The organism is Flavobacterium sp. N3904, from assembly GCF_025947305.1.
Taxonomy (GTDB): Bacteria; Bacteroidota; Bacteroidia; order Flavobacteriales; family Flavobacteriaceae; genus Flavobacterium.
Genome location: NZ_CP110009.1, coordinates 977,051 through 1,001,824, shown reverse-complemented (window position 1 = coordinate 1,001,824; position 24,774 = coordinate 977,051). Strand labels below are relative to the sequence as shown.

The window sequence follows — 24,774 nt, the reverse complement described above, 5'->3', positions numbered from 1 at the left end:
TCAAAATTGATGAATACGCTAAGAAAATTTATAACCCTTATTGTTTTATTTATATTGTCAACTGTTTGGTTCTCTTGTAAAAAGGAATCAGCACCTGAAATCAAAACACTTGAAATTTCAGTAGCTGAGGTTTTGCAAGAAGATGTGAAGCTTGAGTCTGAATATACTGGACAATCTTTTGGTCAATCCGATATTCAAATTAATCCCAGAGTTGATGGTTTGATAGAAAGTCTCAATTTTAAAGAGGGAAATGCAGTAACGAAGGGACAGCTGCTTTATACTATAGATCCGCTACCCTATCAAGAAAAAGTTAATATCGCAAAAGGGGATTTGGCAGAGTCACAAGCACGTTTGGCAAAATCAAAATCTGATTTTGAAATGATTGAACCTTTGGCTAAAATTAACGCTGTAAGTCAACGTGAATTAATAGCCGCAAAGTCAACTTATAATGCTTCAATTGCAAGAATAGAAGCTTCTAAGGCAACTCTTGAAAACGCAAAAATAGAATTGGGATATTGCAGAATTATCGCTCCGATTTCTGGATTAATTGGCATTTCAAAAGTAAGAGTTGGTGATTATGTGCAGCCTGGATCATCAACAGTACTGAATACCATATCCGATATAGGAAATGTAAGGGTGCGTTTTACTATGAGTGAGCAAGAATTTCTTCGAATTTTTAGAGAAATAAAAAAGGATAATTCTAGTTTAAAAGGGTCTGGAGAATTAGTCTCATTGTTGTTGTCAGATGGATCTGTTTACCCACAAGCAGGAAAAATAAGTTTTGCAGACAGACAAATTGATCCAACCACAGGTGCTGTAACATTTGAAGCTTCATTTCCTAATCCTGACAGATTGATTCGTCCTGGTCAATATGTAAAAATTCTTTTGGTAACGGATATTCGTAAAAATGCATTAATAATTCCACAAAGAGCCGTTATAGAAATGCAGGGGATCAGCCAGGTTTATGTTTTGGATAAAGACAATAAAGTGCAGATGAAAATTATACAAATCGGACCTTCTTACAAAGATGGATATATTGTTACGGATGGATTAACAGCAGAGGATAAAATTGCATTGGGGGGTACATCCTTATTGAAAAGTGGAAGCGTTATAACTCCAAAGATTACTGAGTGGATTCCAGGTAAAGCTCAACAATAATCAGCGCTAACTAAAAATAATTTAGAAACATCATTATGGGAGAATTTTTTGTTAGAAGACCAATTGTAGCCATGGTAATCAGTATCATAATAGTAATACTCGGATTACTGGCATTACAAAAAACACCAATTTCACAATATCCGGACATCAATCCGCCGGTTGTAAAAATCACGACTAGTTTTACCGGTGCTAATGCTTTGAATGTGGAGCAGGCCGTTGCGACTCCTATTGAACAAAAGGTAAACGGTGTAGAGAATATGTTGTACATGAAATCCACCAACACTTCGGATGGAGCACTTACTATCGAAGTTACATTTGATGTGGGAACCAACTTGGATAATGCCAATATGCTTACCCAAAACCGTCAAGCGCAGTCAGCACCTTTTATGCCACCAAGTGTAAAGCAACAAGGGGTAGTGGTAAAAAAATCGCTATCTTTTCCGATGATGTTATTTACAATCACATCTAAAAATCCAAAATATGATGCTAAGTTTTTGAATAATTATGCCAGTATCAATATTGTGGATAGATTGGCACGTATTAAGGGCGTTGGAGAAGTTACGCTTTGGGGAAGTGATTATTCTATGAGGATTTGGTTGAAAGCAGGTGTAATGAGTAAATTGGGTGTTACCGTTGAAGAGGTGAAAAATGCCTTGAACGCCCAAAACATGATTAGCCCAGGCGGGAAATTTGGAGCTGAACCAGCACCTAAAGGTACAGAGTTTACTTATGGAGTTACGCTTCAGGATCGGTTGGTTACTGAAAAACAATTTGGAGACATAGTCGTTCGAAGCAAGGAAGATGGTTCTCAAGTTTTACTAAGTGATATCTCTCGTATCGAATTAGGAACAGAAAATTATAGTACGAATGCTCGCAGAAATGGCTCGCCTAGTGCTGCAATTACAATATTTCAAATGCCGGGAAGTAATGCACTTGAAGTGGCTGAATTAGCAAAAGCAGCCATGAAGGAAATGGCAGAAAAGTTTCCAAAAGACATAGAATATCAAGAATCATTGGATACTACACTTGCCATTACTGCCGGTGTTGATGATATTGTTCACACACTTTTTGAAGCCATCCTTTTGGTTATTCTTGTGGTATTCATCTTTTTACAAAATTGGCGAGCTACTTTAATTCCGTTAATTACAGTTCCAGTTTCGTTAATAGGTACAATTGCCGTTTTTCCATTGTTAGGATTCTCTATAAACACACTTTCATTATTAGGATTAGTTTTGGCAATTGGAATTGTCGTCGATGATGCCATCGTTGTTGTAGAAGCCGTGGTACATCATATCGAAAAGGGTAAAACACCAAAAGAAGCAACCATACAAGCAATGAAAGAAGTTTCAGGGCCTGTAATTGCAATAGCTTTAATTTTATGCGCAGTATTCATCCCTGTGGCGATGACTCCTGGAATTACGGGACGTTTTTATCAACAGTTTGCAATAACCATTGCGGTCTCGGTGGCTTTCTCGGCATTTAGTGCCTTGTCACTAAGTCCTGCTTTGTGCGCAATGTTATTAAAACCTACAAAACCAGTCGAAGAACAAACAGGATGGTTGGCTAAATTTTTTGCAGGTTTCAACAGGATTTTCGAAAAAGTTACTGGCGGTTACTTAAAAGGAGCCACATTTTTTGCCAAAAAATCAATGCGTATAGTAGCATTACTTGCAGTTATTTTGCTTGCAGTAGTATTCTTGGGCAAGAAAATACCTTTAGGATTTATACCCGAAGAAGACCAAGGGTATGTACTATTGAATATACAATTACCTCCCGCTTCTTCAATTCAACGTACTGAAGAAATTTCTAAAAAAGTGGATGGTATTTTAAAAGAAGAAGAATCCATTCTGTCTTATACTACAATAAATGGATTTAGTATGCTTACCAATTCGAATCAGCCTAACAATGCATTTGTTTTTATTTCGTTAAAACCTTGGGAAGAGCGAAGCATAACAGCAAAAGAATTAGTTAATAAATTAAATGCTAAACTTTCTACTCAAATTACAAATGCTACAGCATTTGCTTTTGGGCCACCAGCAATTCAAGGGTTAGGAGCGTCAGAAGGATTTAGTTTAATGTTACAAGATAGAGGAGGTAATACACCACAATATTTGGCTCAACAAACACAAGCCTTTATTGCAGCTGCTCAAAAAAGACCTGAGATAAAAAAGATTTATACTACTTTTAATGTTGCAACACCCCAAATAAAGTTAGAGATTGATAATGAAAAAGCAATGAAATTAGGCGTGCCTGTTTCGAAAGTTACCGAAGCATTAGGCGCATTTTTGGGAGGAACTTATGTGAATGATTTTAACCGTTTCGGACGTCAGTATAAAGTATTTTTACAAGGAGAAGCGGTTGACCGTGTCAAGCCCGAAAACTTGAATTTGATTTATATAAAAAACAACCATGGCGATATGTTGCCCATATCATCCTTGGTTACGGCTACAAAAGTTACTGGACCTGATTTTACTAACAGATTGAATTTATTCCGATCTGCTGAAATTGGAGGAAGTCCTAATAATGGATACAGTAGCGCACAAGCTTTGGATGCATTGGAAGAAGTCGCCAAGGAAACATTACCTGCCGATATGAGTTACGATTATATCAACCTTTCATATCAGGAAAAACATTCGCCGGGAGGAAGTTCTGTATTTTTAATGGCATTGGTTTTTGTGTTTTTAATACTTGCTGCACAATACGAAAGCTGGGAATTGCCATTTAGTGTACTGCTTGGGGCGCCTTTGGCCGTATTTGGTGCATTTGCGGGATTATTTTTGGCAAGATTTGTAAGTGATGCTTATGTAAACAACGTATTTGCACAGATTGGACTGGTATTACTTATTGGGCTAGTCGCCAAGAACGCCATTCTTATTGTTGAATTTGCCAAAGAAGAAAATGAAAAGGGCACCCCGCTTTATGAAGCCGCAATGACAGCTGCCAAGCTTCGTTTTCGACCAATATTAATGACCGCTTTTGCCTTTATTCTTGGTGTTGTGCCGTTATTATCCGCTACTGGTGCTGGTTCACAAGCTCGTATTGTAATGGGAATGGCTGTATTCAGTGGAATGTTAATAGCCACAGTTCTTGGAGTTTTAATCGTTCCGGGTTTATATGTGATGATTGAAGGTATCGGAAAGAAGAAAAATGAGGTAGTACTCGCTGAAAATAATATTGAAACTAATACTACACATCATGATGAATAAATATAAAATAAGTGTCGTTATTTTAGCACTCGCTTTATTTCCAATGGGATGTATGGTTGGGCCAAAATACGCAAGACCCGAAGAGCAAAAAGCAACTGCATTTAAATATCAGGGCGCAAATGCGGATACCTCTGCTGCGGTAACTAATGTAAAATGGTTTGATTTGTTTAATGACGATGTACTAAAAGGGTTGATTAATAAAGGACTCCAAAATAATTATGATTTGAAAATTGCGGTAGCCAGAATCGACCAAATTACGGCCAAATACGGTTTTACAAAAGCTGATTTGTTTCCTTCATTTCAATATCAAGGTACTGTAAACAGCAAAGAAATGCAATTGAATCCTTCAAATGTTGCTGCTAGCATGTCTTGGGAGCTTGATTTTTGGGGTAAATACCGCCACGAGAGCAAAGCAGTGCAAGATGAACTTTTGGGCACCGAGGAAGCACGTAAAGTGGTACTTTCAGATATTGTGAGTAATATTGCAATAGCTTATTTTCAGTTGCGAAATTATGACAATCAGCTGCAAATCGCACAACATACACTAGAAACCAGACAAAAATCATTTGACATTATTAATGAAAGATTCAAAGCCGGATATGTTTCCGAAGTTGATAAAGTACAAATAGAGCAACAAGTTGCCATTGCCGAAGCATCTATTCCAAGAATTAAAAGAGAGATTACCTACCAGGAAAATACAATTTCTATATTGACAGGACAATTGCCTTCTGAAATTCCAAGAGGTAAATCAAACACCGAATTACAAATTGTAAGTCAGGTGCCGGTATCAGTACCTTCTTCATTATTGGAAAACAGACCCGATGTTAAGGGAGCCGAATATCTTTATATGGCATCCAATGAAAGAATAGGCGAAGCACAGGCGATGCGCTATCCTGCTTTCAATATCGGAGCTATTGCTGGTTTTGCCAGTGCCAATTTGAGCAATTTGTTTTTGGGGAGTTCCTACGCACAAAACGCTTATGCGGGAGTTGCAGGACCTCTTTTTGCTTTCGGTAAGAACAAGCGCAGAGTTGAAATTTACAGACAACAAGCCGAAGAGTATAAATTTGCTTACCAAAAAACATACTTAGTTGCTGTTACCGAAGTAGAACAAGCTTTGCAAGATGTAAAAATGTATAAAGAAGAATGGATTGCTCGGAAGAAACAAGTTGATGCAGCCCTAATTAACTATAAATTATCATCAGCCCGATATGACAATGGTTATGTTTCCTATCTTGAGGTTTTGGATGTTGAGCGAGCCCTATTTGATGCTCAATTGGATCTTTCTCAATTGTCGGAAAGACAATTAAGTTCAATGGTCAAATTGTATAAAGCGTTGGGCGGAGGCTGGAATTAAAAATCAATTACAAATTATAAAACCACGCAATTTGTGTGGTTTTTTTGTTATAGGCGACCCATATAAATTTAAGTAAAATGAGACGATGATAAAGTATTTTAAATCGAGGGTAAATTTTTTTGACATAATTGCAGCTGTATTCAATATTTAATTCTGCTGCTTCTTTATTTTGTTTATAAAAAAGTGTAAATTTAATCGCCTCAATTTTAATATTTTGTTTTCAAATAAATCGAATCAATTTATATTGAACTATGCTAGACAATATTATAATTCAGACCTTAGGGATGTTTTTAGTCCCATTTCTATGCATCCTGATTCCTATTCTTATTGGGCAATGTTATGGATTGTTTTTAAAATCAAAATCGGGAAAAGTTAATGATTCACCAGTTGGTTCTGTAGTAGGAACATCGTTAGGTTTATTGGCTTTTATGCTTGCCTTTACTTTTCAGATTGTTGACAATCGTTACAATTCGCGTAAAGAACTTTTGCTCAATGAGGTCACAACTATTAGAACAGCTTATTTAAGAGCAGGATTAATTCCAGAACCGTATCGTTCTAATTCCAGAAAACTTTTAGTTGAATACACAAATTTGCGAGTGGGTATAGTTAATGATGTTACTCCGGAAAAAGTGGAATATCTCAAAATAAGATCTCAAGCAATATTAGGTTCACTTTGGAGTTATTCTGAGGCATTGGGAGCACAAGACAGAAGTTCAGAAGCTTATTCGTTATACATGGGGTCTATAAATGATTTGATTGATATATACAATCAAAGAATAACGCTTACTTTTGAATATCGTATTCCAGTCCCAATTTTATGGGTTTTATTTATCATTACATTATTCTCTATGCTGATATTGGGTTATCAGTTTGGAATTACCGGGAAAAAAAACAACCTTCTTGCCATTTTTATATCTATTATTTTTGCCTCTGTGATGTGGTTGATTTTGGCTCTTGATCGACCAGAAATGGGATTCATGCGATTGAACCAGAATCCAATAATCACACTTCACAAACAACTCAACAGTATGCAACAACAATAAAAATCAAAATTTGCAGTGCGCACCGAACATCATTGTGCACAACCTATTTTAAGAAGAATAGGAGTTACCTTTCGGCCATCCTTAGCTTTTTATAATACTTGTCAGGATGTAGATGTGTTTATAGAAACGCTGTGGAAACTTAGAAGTGCAAAATAACCTGATGCTGTTATAATTAAAAAGGCCCGAAAAATTATTTTTCGGGCCTTTTTGTATTAATTTCTAAAATTTAGCAATATTCGTTGAAAGCTTCTTTTAAGTTATCGGCAATAGTTTCGGCTGGACGGCCTTCTATATGATGACGCTCTAGCATGTGAACCAATTCTCCGTCTTTGAATAAAGCAATACTCGGAGATGATGGAGGAAAAGGAAACATAAATACTCTTGCTGCTTCAACAGCTTCTCTGTCTACGCCTGCAAAAACAGTTACTAGATTGGAAGGCGTTTTGTCATTGTCTAAACTCATTTTTGCTCCTGGACGTGCATTTCTGGCAGCACAACCACAAACAGAATTCACTACAACAAGGGTTGTTCCTTCTGCTTTAATAGCACTTTCTACAGCGGCTGCAGTGTGTAATTCTTGAAAACCAGCATCTGTCAATTCAGCTTGCATCGGTTTTACCATTTCTTCTGGATACATAATATTTTTATTTAAGATAGTTTAACTATTTTCTTTTTTAAGTTGTGCAAAGTTACAAAGTTTAAAATCAAGAATTTTATTTGTTGTATAAAGTTTTGTTATAGTTTGATTGTTATTTTTTTTGTCGAAAAAGGACTCGGAACAAAGCCTTTATAAAAATTGTTTTTGGACATTTCCAAATTACTTTTAAATCTTCGAGAAAGGTCGTTTCTTCATCAAGGAATTTAAAAATTAATGCTGGATTCCCTTTCTTAAATAAGGAAGAAAAAATTTGGGAACCCAATTCGTTGTTCCTGTCCAAAATATCGAGTAACAACAAATCATAAAACCAGAATTTTGTTGTTTTATGAAAGCTTTTAAAGTCATTTTTTGTTTGTAGAAAAGAAACCAAGGCCGTCGATTTTTTGTCCGAATTTTTAAAAGTATAGCCTGTGCTGGATTTGGTCCATCCGCCGGCAGTTCCTATATTGAGTACTCTTTTTGTGTTTTTTTTCCAAAAAGGATAGCAGGTCATCGGGATGCTGCCTTGTTCTTTTTCGATAATTTTATAGTTACGAATGCCCAGTTTCTGAATGTATTTTGCAATTTCCAATTCGTATTCAGATTGTTCCAAAAGAGACTGAGAAAACAAGGTGTATTCTATCAAAGCTTCGTTGGTTGTTGTTGGCAAAACATACATAAATCGCGTATTCCCTTTTTGGGCTACAGAAAAGTCCATAAAGGTTGCCTGATCTGGATTGAAAACAGCTTCTTCGCTTTGAATAAACCAGCCAATGAAATGCTGTTGTAAGACTGGATAACGTTGTTGATTTTCTACAGTATTTTTATCGTACACACTATTAAGCACCCGTTCAGAAGTAAAACTCTGCGATGGAGTTGCTACAAAAACATGATTCTCGAGTTCGTTGATGTGGATTACTTCTTCGTTTATAATGGTAATATTCTTTTGTTTTTCCAGCACATCAAAAATCAGTCTGTAAAAGTCCAATCCTCGAATTTGATTATATTTATAAGGTTTTAACGTTAAATTACGATTATAATTTCCGTTAATAAATAGAGCATTATCCCATTTTTTTGAAATGCTTTTCTCCCAAAGGGTTGTGTTTTCTTCCCAGAAACACCAAGTTCTGTCATTGGTTTTTTTGAGATTTGGATCCAGCAGTAAAAGGTGTTTATCATCAAATTTTTTTGATAAAACCATTTTATACACTGTCATCAAAGCGGCCAAACCTGTACCGGTAAAAATATAGTCGTAATGTTGGCTTTGGGCTGAAATCATTTTCAAAAATAGACAATTTAAAGCAATAATTTATATTTTGAATCGGAAGGAATAACCAACAGAAACATAATAGTCGGGAGAAGTTTTAGACAAACTGATTCCTCCCGAAAGATCCAATTGCTGGTTTGGATTTATTAAATAAGTAAACCCTGCATCAAATCGATTGTCTGGTTTTTCAAATTGAGGGAAGAATCCATAGAATTCAATATAACCTCCTATTTTTTCCGTAAAGGAATAACCGGTTGTCAGCGTATACAAAAAAGTGGCAGCAGGCGTTTCTCCATCCCATTCGGCGCCCATGTTATAGCTTAAAGTCTGTTTACTGCTCAATGTGTGCTGCATTGTAAATCTAAATTCTGGAGCATAATTGGTAGTTTGAAATTGTCGGGAAGCCATTTTTGGCAACATAATCTGACCAATAAAAGAGGTAACTGGAATGATTCCTTTTTCTTCAAACAGACGGGTTTTAAAACCTACATAAATCGGACTAATTCCCGAAACTGTATTCGATATTTCTGTGTTTACAATGTATTCTGTAGTTAGCCGTAGTTCAAAATGGTCGTTAATTCCAAAACGGGTCAAAATTGTTGGAGCAACAATTTGATTGGTATTTGCATCTATTTGTTCAAACGAAAGACCATTTTCCAATTGAAAGTAATTTTGCGGTACGATGAATGGGCATTCGGTTTGGTCGGGTCTATCGGTTTGGATCGAAGGTAAATCCTGCCCTTTACAATAGCTGTGGATTAAAACCAAGGTCAATAGTACTATTATTTTTTTCATTTCGAATGTATTAAATTAAATTTTAGACAAAACTAAAAAAATAATTTCATTAATATAAAATTGTTTTTATATATTTGTTTTTTAAATTATTAAAATGAGTAAATCTTTAGAAGAAGTAAACCAATCGGTTTCAACGCAAAATAAAACTACTGTATTTAGGAAAATATTAGCTTTTTTTGGGCCAGCCTATCTGGTAAGTGTGGGCTATATGGATCCCGGAAATTGGGCTACAGATATTGCAGGAGGGAGTCAGTTTGGGTATTCTCTTTTGTGGGTATTATTGATGAGTAACTTAATGGCATTACTACTGCAAAGTTTAAGTGCCCGATTGGGAATTGTCACTCAACGTGATTTGGCGCAAGCCTCTAGGGAAACCTATTCGCCTTTTATCAATTATATACTTTATTTTCTTGCCGAAATTGCTATTGCTGCTTGTGATCTGGCCGAAGTTTTGGGAATGGCTATCGGGATCAATTTATTATTTGATATTCCATTAATCCAAGCTGTAATTATAACTGTTTTGGATACTTTTTTATTGCTGTTTTTAATTAATAAAGGCATCCGCAAAATGGAAGCTTTTATCATTGCACTGGTAATGATTATTGGGTTGTCGTTTATATTCGAAATGATATTTGCACAACCCGAAATGGGAAAGGTTTTGTACGGCCTGATTCCGTCTATACCAAACGAAACGGCTCTTTATATTGCCATCGGAATCATCGGAGCCACTGTAATGCCTCACAATTTGTACCTACATTCCTCTTTGGTGCAAACCAGAAAATTCAGTCGGACTGATGCTGGAATCAGACAAGCTTTGAAATACAATTTTATCGATTCTACAATAGCTTTAAACCTTGCCTTTTTTGTAAATGCCGCTATTTTAATTTTGGCTGCAGCCACATTTTACAAAAACGGTATGCATGAAGTGGCCGAAATTCAAGATGCCTATCGTTTTCTTCAACCATTATTAGGGACCAAATGGGCGCCTATTTTGTTTGCAGTGGCCTTAATTGCTGCCGGACAAAGTTCTACTGTAACAGGTACATTGGCAGGTCAGATTGTTATGGAAGGCTATCTTAATTTACGTATTCAACCTTGGGTTCGTAGAATTATTACCCGATTGATTGCTATCGTTCCTGCGGTCATCGTGATTTTGATTTATGGCGAAAGTGTTACCGGAAAATTGTTGATTTTGAGTCAAGTTATTTTGAGTTTGCAACTGGGATTTGCTATTATTCCGTTGATTCATTTTGTGAGTGATAAATCAAAAATGAAAGGATTTCACATTGGCAAAGTAACTCAGGTTACGGCTTGGTTAATCGCTATAATTATTGTTTCGCTCAACGCTAAATTGGTTTATTCCGAGATTCAAGATTGGCTTGAAACTTCAGAGAATCCTACCGTTCTTTGGTTGACAGTAGTTCCTTTGGCTTGTAGTTTTTTACTTTTATTGCTTTATATCGTTATAAAACCATTTTTCTCCAAAGCCAGATTGAATATAGAAAACCATTCACCACATGATATGAACCTAAAATTTACCGAAACGCCTGTTCAGGACAATAAGAACATTGCCATTACGGTCGATTTTTCGTTTGCCGATGAAAATGCCATTAATTACGCTTTCAAAATGGGCGGAAAAGAGGCAAAATATACTTTTATACACGTGGTAGAATCTGTTGGGGCAATGATGTACGGGAAACAAATAGACGATCATGAGACCACGATTGACGAAAAGCTGCTACTAGAATATAAATTAATGTTCCGCGAAAAAGGATTTCATGTAAAAACAGTATTAGGTTTTGGTAGGCCAAATAAAGTAATTCCGAAATTGGTAAACAAAGGTGATTTTGATATTCTCATAATGGGAACTCATGGTCATACTGGTATGAAGGATTTGTTGTTTGGTACAACTGTAGACCGATTGAGACATAAGATATCTATACCTTTACTGATTGTAAAAAACTAAATTTTGTATTAAATAATGATTCATACGACTTAGGTTTCTCTTTCCTAAATCTAAAATCTGCATTCTAAAATCTGCAATCAAATGACTTTCTCTGAAGAAAATTACCTGAAATCAATATACCATCTTACCACCCGTCATGATAGCGAAGTAAGCACGAATGCCATTGCCGAAATGATGGAAACCAAAGCGTCTTCGGTAACCGATATGCTAAAAAAGTTGGCGGAAAAAGATTTGGTAGATTATAAAAAATACCAAGGGGTTTCCTTGACCGAAAAAGGAAAACTTGCCGCCAAAATGATCGTTAGAAAGCATCGTTTATGGGAAGTTTTTTTGGTCGAAAAGCTTGGTTTTTCCTGGGATGAAGTACATGATATTGCTGAACAACTGGAACACATCAAATCTGAAAAACTCATTAACAAACTCGATAATTTTCTTGGCAATCCTACCGAGGACCCGCATGGAGATCCTATTCCCGATGCGCAAGGGCGAATGATTACGATAGAAAAACAATTACTGTCGGAGTTATTGGCCAATCAAATGGGTGTATGCGTGGGCGTGAAAGACAATTCTTCCGATTTTTTGAAATACTTAGACAAACAGCAAATAGGGTTGGGCTCCAAAATTGAAGTTATTTTCAAGGAAGCATTTGATTTATCATTAAAAATTAAGGTAAATGGAGTCGAAATGACGATATCAAATAAAATTGCGAGCAATTTGTTTGTAAAAGTGGTGTAGGTTCGTTTTTGTAGATAAATCAATTGGCAATTTATTTTTAAATGTCTTCTTTGTTAATCCATTTGCCCACAGTTGGCGCTACATAATTTTCCATTTTGTCCAGAAGTTCGTCAATTGTGTCGCTTACCAATAGCATTTGCTGGTTTACTTCCTTCAAAAGACCTTTGTCGACCATGGTTTGTACAAAAACAAGCAAAGCGTCATAATAGCCATCAATGTTCAAAATGGCAATTGGTTTTTTATGCAATCCGAGTTGTGCCCAAGTCAGCATTTCAAAAAGTTCATCTAGCGTTCCGAAACCGCCCGGCAGGGCAATCACTCCGTCGCAAAGGTCATTCATTTTGGTTTTCCGTTCGTGCATGGTGTCGACCAGAATCAATTCGGTAAGTTGTTTGTGGGCTATTTCTTTTGACCTCAAAAAGGTGGGTAGTACACCAATTACTTTTCCACCTTCGTTCAAAACACCATCGGCTACGGCTCCCATAAGGCCTACGTTGGCGCCTCCATAAACCAATGCAATATTTCGTTTGGCCATTGTTTGTCCAAGCAAGACTGCCTGCGAAGTATAGCTTTCTTCGGTTCCAGAACTCGAACCACAGAATACGGTTATTTGTTTCATTTTTTTTGATTGTTAAGCAAATACAAGCGTTTTGAAATTAAGAGAATCAAATATACATATTTAACAACACCAATCACTAAATGCATTTTGGTTCTTAAGATCAAATTTCTCTTTTTACTGAAGGTCTTGCAAACTGCGTGAGGGATAAAAGCTAGCTACCACAGTAGCGCGGATAGCCCGACAGCATAAAGAAAATGGGCCGACTCACCATAACGATGAATTGGCCCATTTTCTTTATGGTGGCACGCCCAAAATATTCTTTACCCCTTAATTTGTTTGAGTGAAGTCTTGATTCCCTTGATCAACGAAGAACTGAAGCCATGTAGTTCCATTTCGTTTAATCCGGCTATCGTGCAGCCTTGCGGCGTGGTTACCCTGTCTATCAATTGTTCCGGATGGCCTTTTTCTTCGAGCAGCATTTCGGCGGCGCCTTTTACGGTTTGTGCCGATATGGCGAGTGCGGTTTGCCAGTCAAAACCAATTTCGATTCCCGCCTGCATCGAAGCGCGGATATAACGGAGCGCAAAAGCAGTTCCGCTTGCGGCCAATACCGTTGCTGCATCCATCAGTTTTTCGTCGATGATAGGGGCAGTTCCCAATTCTTTAAAGAGCACTACGGTTTCTTGGGCTTTGTCTTTGCTTTTTTCGTTAAAAGCGATACACGTAGCCGATGCGCCAAATTGTGCCGCAATATTGGGCATAATACGCACCGCGCTGTGACTGTCGCCTATTTTGTTTTGTAAATTTTCTATCGAAAGTCCGCTTACCGCCGATGCGATGACTTTGTTTGTAATTGCAGGTAAGATCTCGGCCAAAACGGTATCTACCTGATAGGGTTTTATCGTTAGTATAATCACATCGGCTTCCTGAATGTTGCTGGTATTGTCTGTGGTAACGGTAATTCCCAATTCTTTCAGATGCGAAATAGGGGCTATGTTGCGACGGGTTACCGTAACCTTATTGTGGGATGTAAATTTTGCTATTCCTATTGCGATAGAAGCGCCAAGGTTTCCGCCGCCTATAATGTGTACTTTCATTTTCGGTTTTTTTTATTCTTTGGTTGGTTAATAGCATAAAGAATACCAAAAAGGGATTCCTGCTGATTTTAGATTCTGTCGCAAGTGGACCAGAAATTATCAGGTTACAAAGTACACGAAAAATCCCGAATTTATTATTTTTTAATATAAATAAATTCGGGATAATTGTTAAATTTCAATTTTATTGACAGCAAAAATCTTAAGATTAATTTGTTTACCGCAAAATAGATAATGACGCTAAAAACCGTATTGGTTTTATAATAATTTCCCGCTTAAGAAAAACATGGCTATCGAAAAGTAGATTATTAATCCTGTCACATCCACCAAAGTGGCTACGAAAGGAGCAGATGAAGTTGCTGGATCTAGTTTTAATTTTTTTAATACAAACGGAATCATGGAGCCGGAAAGTGTACCCCACAAAACGATAAAGACCAAAGAAACAGAAACGGTCATTGCAATAAAAAACCAATACACCCCATAATCATGAAAGTGTAATGTTTGCCAAATCAAGATTCGTATAAAACCAACTATTCCGAGAATAGAACCCAATAAAAAACCAGAGGCAATTTCTTTTTTCATCACATACCACCAGTCTCGTAACGTTAGTTCTTTTAGGGCCATGGCACGAATTATTAAAGTTGCTGCTTGTGACCCTGAGTTTCCTCCGCTGGAAATAATCAATGGAATAAACAACGTAAGAACTATTGCCTTGTTGATTTCACCTTCAAAAAAACCCATTGCCGAAGCGGTAAACATTTCTCCCAAAAAGAGTACAACAAGCCATGTGGCTCTTTTTTTTACCATTTCGAAAAGACGGGTTTGTACATAAGGCAAATCAAGTGCCTCTAACCCCCCAAATTTCTGAATGTCTTCGGTATCTCTCTTTTCAATTTCATCTTTGATGACATCGATTACGTCATCAATCGTGATTCGGCCTACTAAACGGCCTAATTCATCAACAACGGGAATGGCTTCCAAATCGTACTTTTCCATAATTCTCGCCACATCAACATCGGGAGTTTCAACATCCACAAAGTGGAGTTTCTTAATATAAACATCACTAATTGGTGTTCTTGTAGAGGTGCTCAACAAATCCTTAAGTGACAATCGCCCTTTCAATCGGTCTTCATCATCTACAACATAAATCGAGTGAACTCTGGAGATGTTTTCGGCCTGAATACGCATTTCTTTTACGCAAGTGAGTACATTCCAATTTTCATTGACTTTAACCAACTCTTTGTGCATAATTCCCCCTGCGGTATCCTCGTCATAACGAAGTAAATCAACAATTCCTTTGGCATGCTCAACATCCTGCAATTCTGATATTACCTCGGCTTTCTTTTCTTTCGAAAGTTCTCCGATAATATCAGCTGCATCGTTGGTTTCCAATTCATCGAGCTCTTCAGCAATCTCTTTTGCCGAAAGGCGTTTTAATATATTTTCCCGTAAATCGTCTTCCAATTCCAGAAGGATTTCGGCCGTCTTTTCACTATCTAATACCTTGAAAATATAAGTCGCTTCATCTATATCAATTTCGTCAAGAATTTCTGCAAAATCGGCGTGATGCATATCATTCAACAAAATTTCCAATTCCTGATTATTCTTTGCTTGGATGAGTTGAGCTATTTGCTTAATTAGCTCTTTACTGATTTTAAACTCCATCGGCTTCTATTTTTTGGGTCAATGCTATAAATTCTTTATAGTCTAATTGCTCTGGGCGAAGGTTCAAAACTTCATCTTCTCTCAGATTATCCGACAAATTTAAGGTTTTTAAACTGTTACGCAAGGTCTTTCTGCGTTGTTGAAAAGCCGTTTTTACTACCGTAAAAAATAATTTTTCTCCACAAGGCAAACTAAAGTCTTCTTTCCTGCGCAAACGCAACACTCCCGATTTTACTTTTGGGGGTGGGATAAATACATTTTCATCTACGGTAAACAAATATTCGGCATCATAAAAAGCCTGTACCAAAACCGAAAGAATGCCGTAGGCTTTGGTTCCTTTCTTTTCGCAGATGCGCTGTGCTACTTCTTTCTGGAACATTCCAGCAAATTCTGGAATCTGATTGCGGTATTCCAATGCTTTGAAAACAATTTGGGTCGAAATATTGTACGGAAAATTACCAATTATCGCGAATTGTTTTCCTTCAAACACTTCGTTGATATTGTATTTGAGAAAATCCTTTGAGATGATTCTGTCTTGCAATTTATCATAATGGACACCCAAATAGGCGACCGATTCGGTATCAATTTCGATAACATAAGTATTGATTGGTTTTTCCAACAAATACTTGGTCAAAACACCCATTCCAGGTCCTATTTCCAATACATCTTCATATCCTTCTAAATTCAAAGTATCGGCGATGTCTTTTGCTACGTTTTCATCTTTTAAGAAATGTTGTCCGAGGTGTTTTTTTGCTGTTACTTTTTCCATGGTTTCATTGCGAGGCACGAAGCAATCTCGCTTTATTTGAGGGTTATTATATCGCAGATGCGGATGCAATCTTTAATACTAAATAATCAATAGATTTTTCGAGCTTTCGAACCATCTAAAAATCGAATAATCTATTTGTTAATGCTCACTTATCACTTCCAATTCAGTTCTGAAAGCCAGCATTTTGTCGCCAAACAATTTCAGTCCTTCTTCCCTCAATCTGGGAGCATCTTCCTGATAATATTTTTCTAATGTTTCTTTGCTGTCAGTTGTATATTGAACCGAATAGGTAACTCCGCCCATTTCTTCTTCAATCAAAACCCGAACAAACTTGGCAGCAGTAAATTTTCCACAAGCCAGCATTTCCGGAATGTGTTTGTGCTGCATCCAGATCATCCATTGGTCGTGTACGCTCTCGTGTATGTTTGTGGTAACGTTGTATATAATCATATTACTGTTGATTTGTTTTACTGTTTATTTGTTTAACCGATTCGATTAAACGAATAAACGGTTAACCGATTCAACTTCACTTCTACAAATTGGTATCTCCTCGCAATTCCCTGAATTTCCTCCTCGCATCAACAAAATAAATACTGTCCTGATGGCTGAAGATGATTTTTTCGTACAATACCTTTGCTTTGTCGGGTTGCTGCAATTGCTTGTTGTATAGGTCTGCCGAGTAATACAAGGCTTCGTCTATATAAATTCCGTCGCTGTGATGGTCAATTATATCTTGGTATTGTGTCAAAGCCAAAGTGTAATCTCCCAGTTTTTCATACAAACGACCTAACCGTAGCAAAGTTACCCCTTCAATTTCTTGCCCTTTGAAATTTTTCAGAATCGACTGAAACTGCGTTATTGCCTCCTGATTTCTGTTTTGATACAAAAGGTAATCTCCTTTGGCAAATTGTTTCAAAGCGGTTTGTGTCGAATCAGCAACGGTATTATCATTGATTAATAAAAAATATTCCAACGCATCATTGGCAATCAGTTGTGTACTGGCCGATTTTAATTCTTTGAACTGTTTCAAAGCCCATTCAAAATCGGTTTTGAAATAGCTGGTCTTTGCTGCTTTTAGACTCGCTTCGTGTGACAACACATCATTTTTCAGATCTTCCTCAATTTGGGAATAATAAAGCAATGCCTGATTGAATTTTTCTTCCGAAAGCAAAATATCGGCCAACTCCATTTTGCATTGCGCCTGATCGTACGGATTCAGTTGTAGCTCCATCGCCCGCTTGACAATTGCTTTTCCCTCAACAGGATTTTTCATTTTGAAAGCAACAAACTGCGCTTGCATCAACTGCAAAGATACCGTAATAGGAGTTACACCATATTGCTTCAACAAGCCGTCAAATTGAGAATTGATGGCAACAAAATCTTTTTCTTGCGCCTTTTCGATTTTCATTTTCATCAAATAGGTATTGGCCTGAACGATCAGTTCAACATCGGTCGTGTTTTCCAGCACATAATTCAAAACTTCTTTGGCGACTTCATAATCATCCTCTTCAATAGCCATTTGGCTCAAACTTATAATATTCGAAAGAGATTCCGGGTTTCTTTTATAAATGGCTTTCTCTTGAATAAATGCTTTTCCGAATTCTTTTTGTTGCATATAAAACCAGCTCAAATAGTGATTCCAAAAAACATCCTGACTTTTTTGAACTCTGAGAATAAGAGCTTTTCGTAAACTTTCATTGAATTTTGAATCTCCATCAATAGACATGTAGCGGGCCAATTGACTTTGAATCAACATCGAGTTTTGAGGATTCGCAACCGTTTCATCCAGAAAAGTGGTTATCATTTTGTCGGTGTCACCCAATTGACCATAAAGCAATGCCATTTGGTAATTGAAATTGAAAGTAGCAACCATTTCGCTGGCAACTTGATAGGATTTTAATGCATATTCTAGCAATACTTTTTTCTCAAAGGAATTGGAAACACCATAGACTTCGTTTGGACTTTTTCGAATTCTTTCTATTGCTTCGTCGTAGTATTTTTTGGCTTTAGCTTCATTTTTTTGCAGTTGAAAATTGTATCCTAATTCGACCAAAAGTGTGGCTTGTTTGTATTTTGCTATTCTTTCCAGAATGGATTTTTCGACAGTGTCAAACTGTTTCAATTGCTGCAGACAGTCTATCTTTCGTTGAAAATAAAAAGGATTGGTTGGCATCCCGTCTGATAATTCCTGATAACTGACCAATGCCTTGTCAAAATCTCCTTTTTCATAATAATATTGCGCTAATTGCTCGTTTTGGGAAAAGGCAATCAGAGAAAATAAAAGCGCGATATAAAGGAAAAGTTTATTCATAATGCAATCATTTGTAAAAGTGATTATATTGAATCAGTCGATAATGAAACATTTTAAATAAAAATTCTAAAACCATTAAGAAATTATGTTGATGAAGCGGAAGGCTTCTAAATTTCTTAATGGTTTAAAAAGTTTCTACTTTTTTGAGAAAACTAAATTAATCTATAATATCAAAACCGCAGTAAGAACGTAAAACCTCTGGAATTACAATTCCTTCTGGAGTTTGGTAATTTTCTAAAATTCCGGCAAGAACTCTTGGCAATGCCAATGAGCTTCCGTTAAGAGTATGTGCCAATTGGTTTTTTCCGTCCTTGTCTTTGAAACGCAATTTCAAACGATTGGCCTGAAAAGTCTCAAAATTAGACACGGATGAAATTTCCAACCAACGCTCCTGCGCTGTAGAATATACTTCAAAATCATACGTCAATGCCGATGTAAATCCCATATCACCGCCGCAAAGGCGTAAAATTCGATACGGTAATTTCAATTCCTGCAAAATGCTTTTCACATGTTCTACCATATTATCTAATGCAGCATACGAATTGTCGGGATGCTCTACACGAACAATTTCTACTTTATCAAACTGATGCAAACGGTTCAATCCGCGTACATGCGCTCCATAAGAACCTGCTTCACGACGAAAACAAGGTGTATAACCTGTGTATTTAACTGGCAATTCATTTTCGGATAAAATAACATCTCTAAAGATATTGGTTACCGGAACCTCAGCCGTCGGAATCAAATACAAATCATCAGTAGCGTCGTGGTACATTTGCCCTTCTTTGTCGGGTAATTGCCCAGTTCCGTAAGCTGATGCTTCGTTTACCAAATGCGGAACCTGCATTTCTTTGTAACCTGCATCTGTGTTTTTGTCTAAGAAATAATTGATTAAAGCGCGTTGCAAACGAGCCCCTTTTCCTTTATAAACGGGAAAACCGGCTCCTGTAATTTTCACACCCAATTCAAAATCGATGATGTCGTATTTTTTTACCAATTCCCAGTGTGGCTGTGCGCCTTCATGCAAAACCGGAATATCACCTTCTTCAAAAACGTTCAGGTTATCTTCTGGCGTTTTTCCAACAGGAACAATATCGGCTGGGAGGTTAGGTAAAGTATATAATTTTTCGGTTAGTTCATTGGCTAAAACAACAGCGTTTTCGGCTAGAACTTTGCTTTTTTCTTTTAACAGAACTGTTTTCTCTTTAAGAATTGCCGCTTTCGATTTCTCTCCCGCTTTCATCAAATCTCCAATATCTTTGGATAATTTATTAGATTCAGATAAAATGCCGTCAAGCTCTACTTGTGTAGCGCGACGTTTTTCATCCAATTGTACCACTTCTTCAACGATTGATTTGGCATCCATATTCCTTTTTGCCAAAGCGTTGATTACTTTCTCCTGATTCTCTCTAATAAATGCGATTTGTAACATAGTTTGATTTTTAAATCCCGACTTTAATAATAATGGAAGCAAATTTAAGGAAATGTTTGCTAACAACGGGAGAAAGTTTGTTTTGAGCTGTTTTTTTTGATTTTACAATAATTCAATTTATATTCTAATTGTCACCAAACTAATTTCCGAATCGTTTTATTATCAAAAACCAATAATTATGAAACAAAAAAAAATAAAACTACAATAAACAATTATTTAAAAAATGGTACGTTTGTACTATTAAATAAATAAAAAAAATCATGAAAAAAATCATTTTACTAGTCGCTTTTGTTTGTATATCAAATGGTGTTTTTGCGCAAGCTCCCCTTGAAGAAGGCGGTGTTCAACTGAATGCTGGTCTTGGATTTTCAGACAGGGGTTTTATTCCCTTTTATTTTGGTGTCGATTATGGACTTGTAAGAGATGTTACACTTGGAGCTCAAGTTTCTTTTTTAACAAATAATGAAGACTATCACAACAATGGTAACAATTACTACAATAACCATAACTCTGCAGTAGGTATTGGAGCAAATGGAAATTACCATTTCAATAGATTATTGGATATGCCAAGTAAATTTGATTTCTATGCTGGTGCTAATGTTACAGGTTATATTTGGAATTATGACAACAAAGACTATAATCCAGGTTACGACCCTTTAAATGTTGGAGTTCAAGTGGGTGGTCGCGTATTCTTCAATAATCATTTTGGTGTCAATCTTGAATTAGGTGGAGGTAGCTCTGTAAATACAGCCAAATTTGGTATCACTTATAAAATATAAACCTTAAAGAATTAAAGGTTAATTGAAACCATCTGAGTCTATCAGGTGGTTTTTTTATGGACAATATTCTCTCAAACTGGATTGCAAATTTGTCTTTGGTGACGCAATCGAATTTGATTTTTCGAATTAGTAGAATTTTAACAGAACAGTTAAGTTGACTCTTTTAAAAGAAACCATAAAGGATTTGTTGGTCAAAGTAGTAAAAATAATTTTCTAACCTTTTTCGGTGTATAAAGTGATAATTATGAAAGTAAAAAATATAAAAGTGTAAAATGGAATTTTTCTAAAAGGAGTAGGTTTGTATTGTGATTAGTAAAGAAAAAATCATATAATCGCCATGATTTCATCCCGAACCTTGTGGATACAATTGAAAATCATGTAAGACCAATTATCTATAATCGATGTGATAAATACGAGTGTCGATGTTATGTCCCATTAACAAACAAATAGTAACTTCACATGAAAAAAAATATTCTAGTAGTCGCTTTAGGTTTTATGTCAATTGGTGTTTTTGCACAAAGTCCTCTTGAACCAGGTCGAGTTCAATTGAATGCAGGATTGGGATCTTCAGGCTGGGGTGTTCCTTTTTATTTTGGGATTGATTGCGGAATCGCCAAAGATTTTACTCTTGGCGGCGAAATTTCTTTTCAGTCTGAGGGTCATTGTTATTATAAAGACTATAACTCCTACTACGACTCTTCTGCAATTGGCCTTGGTGTCAGCGGAAATTATCATTTCAACAGTTTGTTGCATATTCCAGGCAAATTTGATTGCTATGCCGGTAGCAGTCTTTCCTATTTCATTTGGACTTATGATAACTACGGCAGCAACCCACACCCAGACAATACTTCTTTTGGCGTTGGACTTCAAGTAGGGGGTCGCTATTTCTTTAGCAATACCTTTGGGGTTAACCTAGAATTTGGAGGAGGAACCGTAACCAGTGGTGTCAAAGCAGGGGTTACTTTTAAACTCTAAACTTTCTAAAATAAAATTTAACAAAAACCATCTGAATAATTCAGGTGGTTTTTTTATGTTTTTTAATCGAATATTCAACTTAGCTGAGAATCATTATATTTGTTTTAAATAAAGACAAAAATGAAATCAACGTTACTCTCTGTTTTATTCTTTACAGCGTTTGTAGTTTCGGCTCAAAAAAATGATCTACAACTGGATGAAATTGTACATTCGGAGATGAAAATGGCCAGTAAGAAGATGAATTTATTGGTCAATCCCAATACTCAAAATTATGACATTACGTATCATAAGTTGGAGTTTACGGTTGATCCGGCGAGTTATTTTATTGCTGGAAAAGTGACGACTACTTTTACGGCGCTGACTAATCTTGCCACCGTAACTTTTGACTTAACCAATCAATTGACAGTAAGTTCTGTTACCAAAGAGGGGTTACCTTTAACATTTATTCAAAACACCAATAACGAATTGGTAATCACTTTACCAAGTACGCTAAATGCCGGAACCTCAGCCACTGTTGTTATTGCTTATTCTGGCGCTCCCGCAAATGGAGAACAGGCTTTTACAACTTCGACTCACAATAGTTCTCCCGTTTTATATACTTTATCTGAGCCTTATGGCGCCCGAGATTGGTGGCCTTGCAAACAGGATTTGAATGACAAAGCAGATGCCATCGATGTTTATATTACAGCACCATCCCAATATGTAAGCGTCGCCAATGGTGTAGAACCGGAAGCGCCAGTGATTAATGGTGCCAATAAAACGACTCACTTTCATCATGGCTATCCTATTCCAGCTTATTTGGTTGCTATTGCAGTAACCAATTATAGCTTATACAATCAAACAGGAGGAACAGCACCCAATCAATATCCAATCATTAATTACATCTATCCAGAGACTTTGCCTTCGGCGCAAACACTATTGGATCAGACGCCTTTGATACTAAATTTATACGAAAGCCTATTTGAAATTTATCCCTTTCACGCCGAAAAATATGGTCACGCGCAATTTGGTTGGGGTGGCGGAATGGAACACACTACAGTTTCGTTTATGGTAAGTTTTGGAAGAGGATTAATTGCCCACGAAATGGCGCATCAGTGGTTTGGAGACAAAATCACTTGTGGCAGTTGGAAAGACATTTGGCTCAACGAAGGTTTTGCGACTTATGTTGCCGCATTGGTAATTGAGAATTTTGACGGTCAAGCTGCTTTTGTAACCGAAAAAAACAAAATGATTAATAGCATTACCTCCCAAACCAATGGAGCAGTCTATTTATCTGATGCTGATCTTACAGATACCAATAGGATTTTCAGCACTCGATTAACGTATAATAAAGGGGCGATGGTCTTGAATATGCTGCGTTTCAAAATGGGAGACGCTTTGTTTTTTCAAGGATTGAAAAATTATTTGAAAGATGCAAATCTAGCCTACAAATACGCCAAAACTCCCGATTTGCAATCCCATTTGGAAGCCGTTTATGGCAGTAGTTTGACGGAGTTTTTTAACGATTGGATTTACAATCAAGGCTATCCTATTTATACTATTACAGCCCAAAATTTATCTGGCGGTCAAGCCAAATTTACAATCAATCAGACACAATCGGATGCATCGGTTTCCTTTTTTGAAATGCCGGTCCCTATTCGTGTTTTCGGAACTGGAGGCCAACAATTGGATTTGGTTTTGAACAATACCGCGAATGGGGAAAGTTTTATAGAAAATGTGCCTTTTACGATATCGAGTATCACTTTTGACCCTAATAAAAACATCATTTCCAAAGGGAATACGGCAACATTAGGAAATGAAAATTTCGAATTGACAACGGCACAAATATCATTAAATCAACTTAATGATATTCTTGCGCTCAATCTCTCAAGTGGCATAACGATTAAAAAAACAGTCTTTTATAATGTGGCTGGACAAAAAATAAAATCAACCAATTCGGTAACGAGCTGGGATATTAGCACATGGCCGTCTGGGGTTTATTTTATGAATGTGCAAACGGATTCTGGCACGATGAAATTGAAATTTGTGAAGAAATAACAATAACACGAAGAGTCACAGCCATTCGCAAAGTTTTTTTGAAAGATTTAGAGAAATCTTCGTGTACCTTCACGGTTTTTTCTTAGTGTTTCTTTGCGAAATAACTAGCCTATTCTCTTTTAATCTCATGACCCACAAATTCTTCTAAAGTGGCAAACATATCGTCTACCGAAAGTACTTCGAAATCGGGGTGTGTTTTTAGAAAATTGGCATTCAAAGTAACCAGATTTTCTTCTAATTCGAAAAAAGTATCGTTGTTGAGTAAATCTCTCGTTGGATTGACACCTTCCAACTTTCCTTTTAGGAACTTATTGAGCTTTACGCTGCTCATTAGTTTTACTTTTTTGGATTGCTGCTGAAATAATGCCAAATGCTTTTCGGCACCAATTAATGTCAAGCCTTCTTCCAGCAATTCGTTCAATTCTTTATTCCAACCGGAATGATGTACAAATTGGGCAAAATTTCCGGAAACATATTGAGAGTAATAATAATCCAAGTAATAACTCATCAAAGCATCTTCGTGAATTAAATCGTCATTCACGCCTTCCTCCCGCATTAAATTGATTACCGAAATATTGGAGTGAACAACATCTTGAAGATTGCCACTATTAAAAGTTGTTTCTGAAACTATTATTCTGCCGAATTCCATATTTTTAGGTGTTTGACTATTTGATACAAATTTCAGTTAAATAAAAACAGAAAAGAAATACAAAATGATTTATCTGACATCAAACCTACTACTCCTCTTTTTTCTGATTCATTTTTGTTACTAAAGCTTTCAAGCGCAAGGCTTGTGCTTTTTTCTCTTCCTGAAGTTTAGTCTTTTTTCGATTGAGTAATTTGGTGTGCAAAGCTTTGTTTTTAGTATTTTTTTCGGGTCCTTTTGCCATAATTTATAAGCTTCGATGATTACAGTTTGCAAATATAAAATAAAGGCCTCTTAAAAGCACTGTTTTCCCTTTCAAAAGCGTATTTGCTTATCATTCATAAAA

Annotated in this window: 22 protein-coding genes; 10 read left to right on the top strand and 12 right to left on the bottom strand. The window is 36.5% G+C overall.

The window, feature by feature from the left end; translation table 11 throughout:
- Positions 1-9 precede the first annotated feature (9 nt).
- The 5 genes from OLM57_RS04045 to OLM57_RS04025 all read left to right on the top strand — a co-directional run bounded on the left by OLM57_RS04045 (position 10) and on the right by OLM57_RS04025 (position 6,920).
- On the top strand, positions 10-1,158 hold the full coding sequence (locus tag OLM57_RS04045) for an efflux RND transporter periplasmic adaptor subunit (protein ID WP_264565959.1): 1,149 nt from the start codon (positions 10-12) through the stop codon (positions 1,156-1,158).
- Between the two features lie 35 nt (positions 1,159-1,193).
- The gene (locus OLM57_RS04040; protein WP_264565958.1) at positions 1,194-4,364 is read left to right on the top strand and encodes an efflux RND transporter permease subunit; all 3,171 of its coding nucleotides are present in this window, start codon (positions 1,194-1,196) and stop codon (positions 4,362-4,364) included.
- Positions 4,354-5,721, top strand: coding sequence for an efflux transporter outer membrane subunit (locus OLM57_RS04035; RefSeq protein WP_264565957.1), 1,368 nt, complete (start codon positions 4,354-4,356; stop codon positions 5,719-5,721). Before OLM57_RS04040 ends, OLM57_RS04035 begins: the two co-directional genes overlap by 11 nt.
- Positions 5,722-5,972: 251 nt before the next feature.
- Positions 5,973-6,764 (top strand): hypothetical protein, encoded by a 792-nt coding sequence (locus tag OLM57_RS04030; RefSeq protein ID WP_264565956.1) that lies wholly within the window; start codon positions 5,973-5,975, stop codon positions 6,762-6,764.
- A gap of 15 nt (positions 6,765-6,779) precedes the next feature.
- Positions 6,780-6,920, top strand: coding sequence for an aminotransferase class V-fold PLP-dependent enzyme (locus tag OLM57_RS04025; protein ID WP_319800269.1), 141 nt, complete (start codon positions 6,780-6,782; stop codon positions 6,918-6,920).
- Positions 6,921-6,990: 70 nt separating this feature from the next.
- On the opposite strand, the gene OLM57_RS04020 is transcribed toward OLM57_RS04025, so the two are convergent.
- The 3 genes from OLM57_RS04020 to OLM57_RS04010 all read right to left on the bottom strand — a co-directional run bounded on the left by OLM57_RS04020 (position 6,991) and on the right by OLM57_RS04010 (position 9,463).
- The gene (locus tag OLM57_RS04020; RefSeq protein ID WP_264565955.1) at positions 6,991-7,401 is read right to left on the bottom strand and encodes a BrxA/BrxB family bacilliredoxin; all 411 of its coding nucleotides are present in this window, start codon (positions 7,399-7,401) and stop codon (positions 6,991-6,993) included.
- 112 nt (positions 7,402-7,513) lie between these two features.
- Positions 7,514-8,680 (bottom strand): lycopene cyclase family protein, encoded by a 1,167-nt coding sequence (locus tag OLM57_RS04015; RefSeq protein WP_264566944.1) that lies wholly within the window; start codon positions 8,678-8,680, stop codon positions 7,514-7,516.
- Between the two features lie 30 nt (positions 8,681-8,710).
- Positions 8,711-9,463, bottom strand: coding sequence for a transporter (locus OLM57_RS04010; RefSeq protein ID WP_264565954.1), 753 nt, complete (start codon positions 9,461-9,463; stop codon positions 8,711-8,713).
- 94 nt (positions 9,464-9,557) lie between these two features.
- On the opposite strand from OLM57_RS04010, the gene OLM57_RS04005 reads away from it, so the two are divergent.
- Together OLM57_RS04005 and OLM57_RS04000 are read left to right on the top strand one after the other, a co-directional pair.
- The gene (locus OLM57_RS04005) at positions 9,558-11,429 is read left to right on the top strand and encodes an Nramp family divalent metal transporter (protein ID WP_264565953.1); all 1,872 of its coding nucleotides are present in this window, start codon (positions 9,558-9,560) and stop codon (positions 11,427-11,429) included.
- 81 nt (positions 11,430-11,510) lie between these two features.
- A complete protein-coding gene (locus OLM57_RS04000) occupies positions 11,511-12,164 on the top strand; it encodes a metal-dependent transcriptional regulator (RefSeq protein ID WP_264565952.1) in 654 nt (217 codons plus the stop codon).
- A 37-nt stretch (positions 12,165-12,201) separates the two neighbouring features.
- Here the strand turns inward: OLM57_RS04000 and OLM57_RS03995 are convergent, their stop codons facing one another.
- The 7 genes from OLM57_RS03995 to serS form a co-directional block, all read right to left on the bottom strand.
- The gene (locus OLM57_RS03995) at positions 12,202-12,783 is read right to left on the bottom strand and encodes a TIGR00730 family Rossman fold protein (RefSeq protein ID WP_264565951.1); all 582 of its coding nucleotides are present in this window, start codon (positions 12,781-12,783) and stop codon (positions 12,202-12,204) included.
- A gap of 260 nt (positions 12,784-13,043) precedes the next feature.
- Positions 13,044-13,820 carry a pyrroline-5-carboxylate reductase gene (proC, locus tag OLM57_RS03990; protein WP_264565950.1) on the bottom strand — a complete coding sequence of 259 codons (777 nt, stop codon included), beginning with the start codon at positions 13,818-13,820 and terminating at the stop codon, positions 13,044-13,046.
- A 255-nt stretch (positions 13,821-14,075) separates the two neighbouring features.
- Complete coding sequence (gene mgtE, locus OLM57_RS03985) at positions 14,076-15,482, bottom strand: magnesium transporter (RefSeq protein ID WP_264565949.1); 1,407 nt, start codon at positions 15,480-15,482, stop codon at positions 14,076-14,078.
- A complete protein-coding gene (gene rsmA / locus OLM57_RS03980) occupies positions 15,472-16,251 on the bottom strand; it encodes a 16S rRNA (adenine(1518)-N(6)/adenine(1519)-N(6))-dimethyltransferase RsmA (RefSeq protein ID WP_264565948.1) in 780 nt (259 codons plus the stop codon). The genes mgtE and rsmA overlap by 11 nt, the downstream gene beginning before the upstream one ends.
- 138 nt (positions 16,252-16,389) lie before the next feature.
- Positions 16,390-16,701, bottom strand: a complete 312-nt coding sequence (locus OLM57_RS03975; protein ID WP_264565947.1) for a DUF4286 family protein — start codon at positions 16,699-16,701, stop codon at positions 16,390-16,392.
- An 82-nt stretch (positions 16,702-16,783) separates the two neighbouring features.
- Positions 16,784-18,562, bottom strand: a complete 1,779-nt coding sequence (locus OLM57_RS03970; protein ID WP_264565946.1) for a tetratricopeptide repeat protein — start codon at positions 18,560-18,562, stop codon at positions 16,784-16,786.
- Positions 18,563-18,719: 157 nt separating this feature from the next.
- Positions 18,720-19,991 (bottom strand): serine--tRNA ligase, encoded by a 1,272-nt coding sequence (gene serS, locus OLM57_RS03965; RefSeq protein ID WP_264565945.1) that lies wholly within the window; start codon positions 19,989-19,991, stop codon positions 18,720-18,722.
- A gap of 260 nt (positions 19,992-20,251) precedes the next feature.
- Here serS and OLM57_RS03960 point away from each other — a divergent pair, with 260 nt between their 5' ends.
- The 3 genes from OLM57_RS03960 (at position 20,252) to OLM57_RS03950 (ending at position 23,782) form a co-directional block, all read left to right on the top strand.
- On the top strand, positions 20,252-20,770 hold the full coding sequence (locus tag OLM57_RS03960) for a hypothetical protein (protein ID WP_264565944.1): 519 nt from the start codon (positions 20,252-20,254) through the stop codon (positions 20,768-20,770).
- A gap of 459 nt (positions 20,771-21,229) precedes the next feature.
- A complete protein-coding gene (locus OLM57_RS03955) occupies positions 21,230-21,745 on the top strand; it encodes an outer membrane beta-barrel protein (protein WP_264565943.1) in 516 nt (171 codons plus the stop codon).
- Positions 21,746-21,865: 120 nt separating this feature from the next.
- The gene (locus tag OLM57_RS03950) at positions 21,866-23,782 is read left to right on the top strand and encodes a M1 family aminopeptidase (RefSeq protein WP_264565942.1); all 1,917 of its coding nucleotides are present in this window, start codon (positions 21,866-21,868) and stop codon (positions 23,780-23,782) included.
- A gap of 109 nt (positions 23,783-23,891) precedes the next feature.
- On the opposite strand, the gene OLM57_RS03945 is transcribed toward OLM57_RS03950, so the two are convergent.
- Both OLM57_RS03945 and OLM57_RS03940 read right to left on the bottom strand, forming a co-directional pair.
- The gene (locus OLM57_RS03945) at positions 23,892-24,431 is read right to left on the bottom strand and encodes a hypothetical protein (RefSeq protein ID WP_264565941.1); all 540 of its coding nucleotides are present in this window, start codon (positions 24,429-24,431) and stop codon (positions 23,892-23,894) included.
- 88 nt (positions 24,432-24,519) lie between these two features.
- Entirely contained in the window at positions 24,520-24,672 is a 153-nt protein-coding gene (locus OLM57_RS03940) for a hypothetical protein (protein WP_264565940.1), read from the bottom strand.
- Positions 24,673-24,774: the final 102 nt, after the last annotated feature.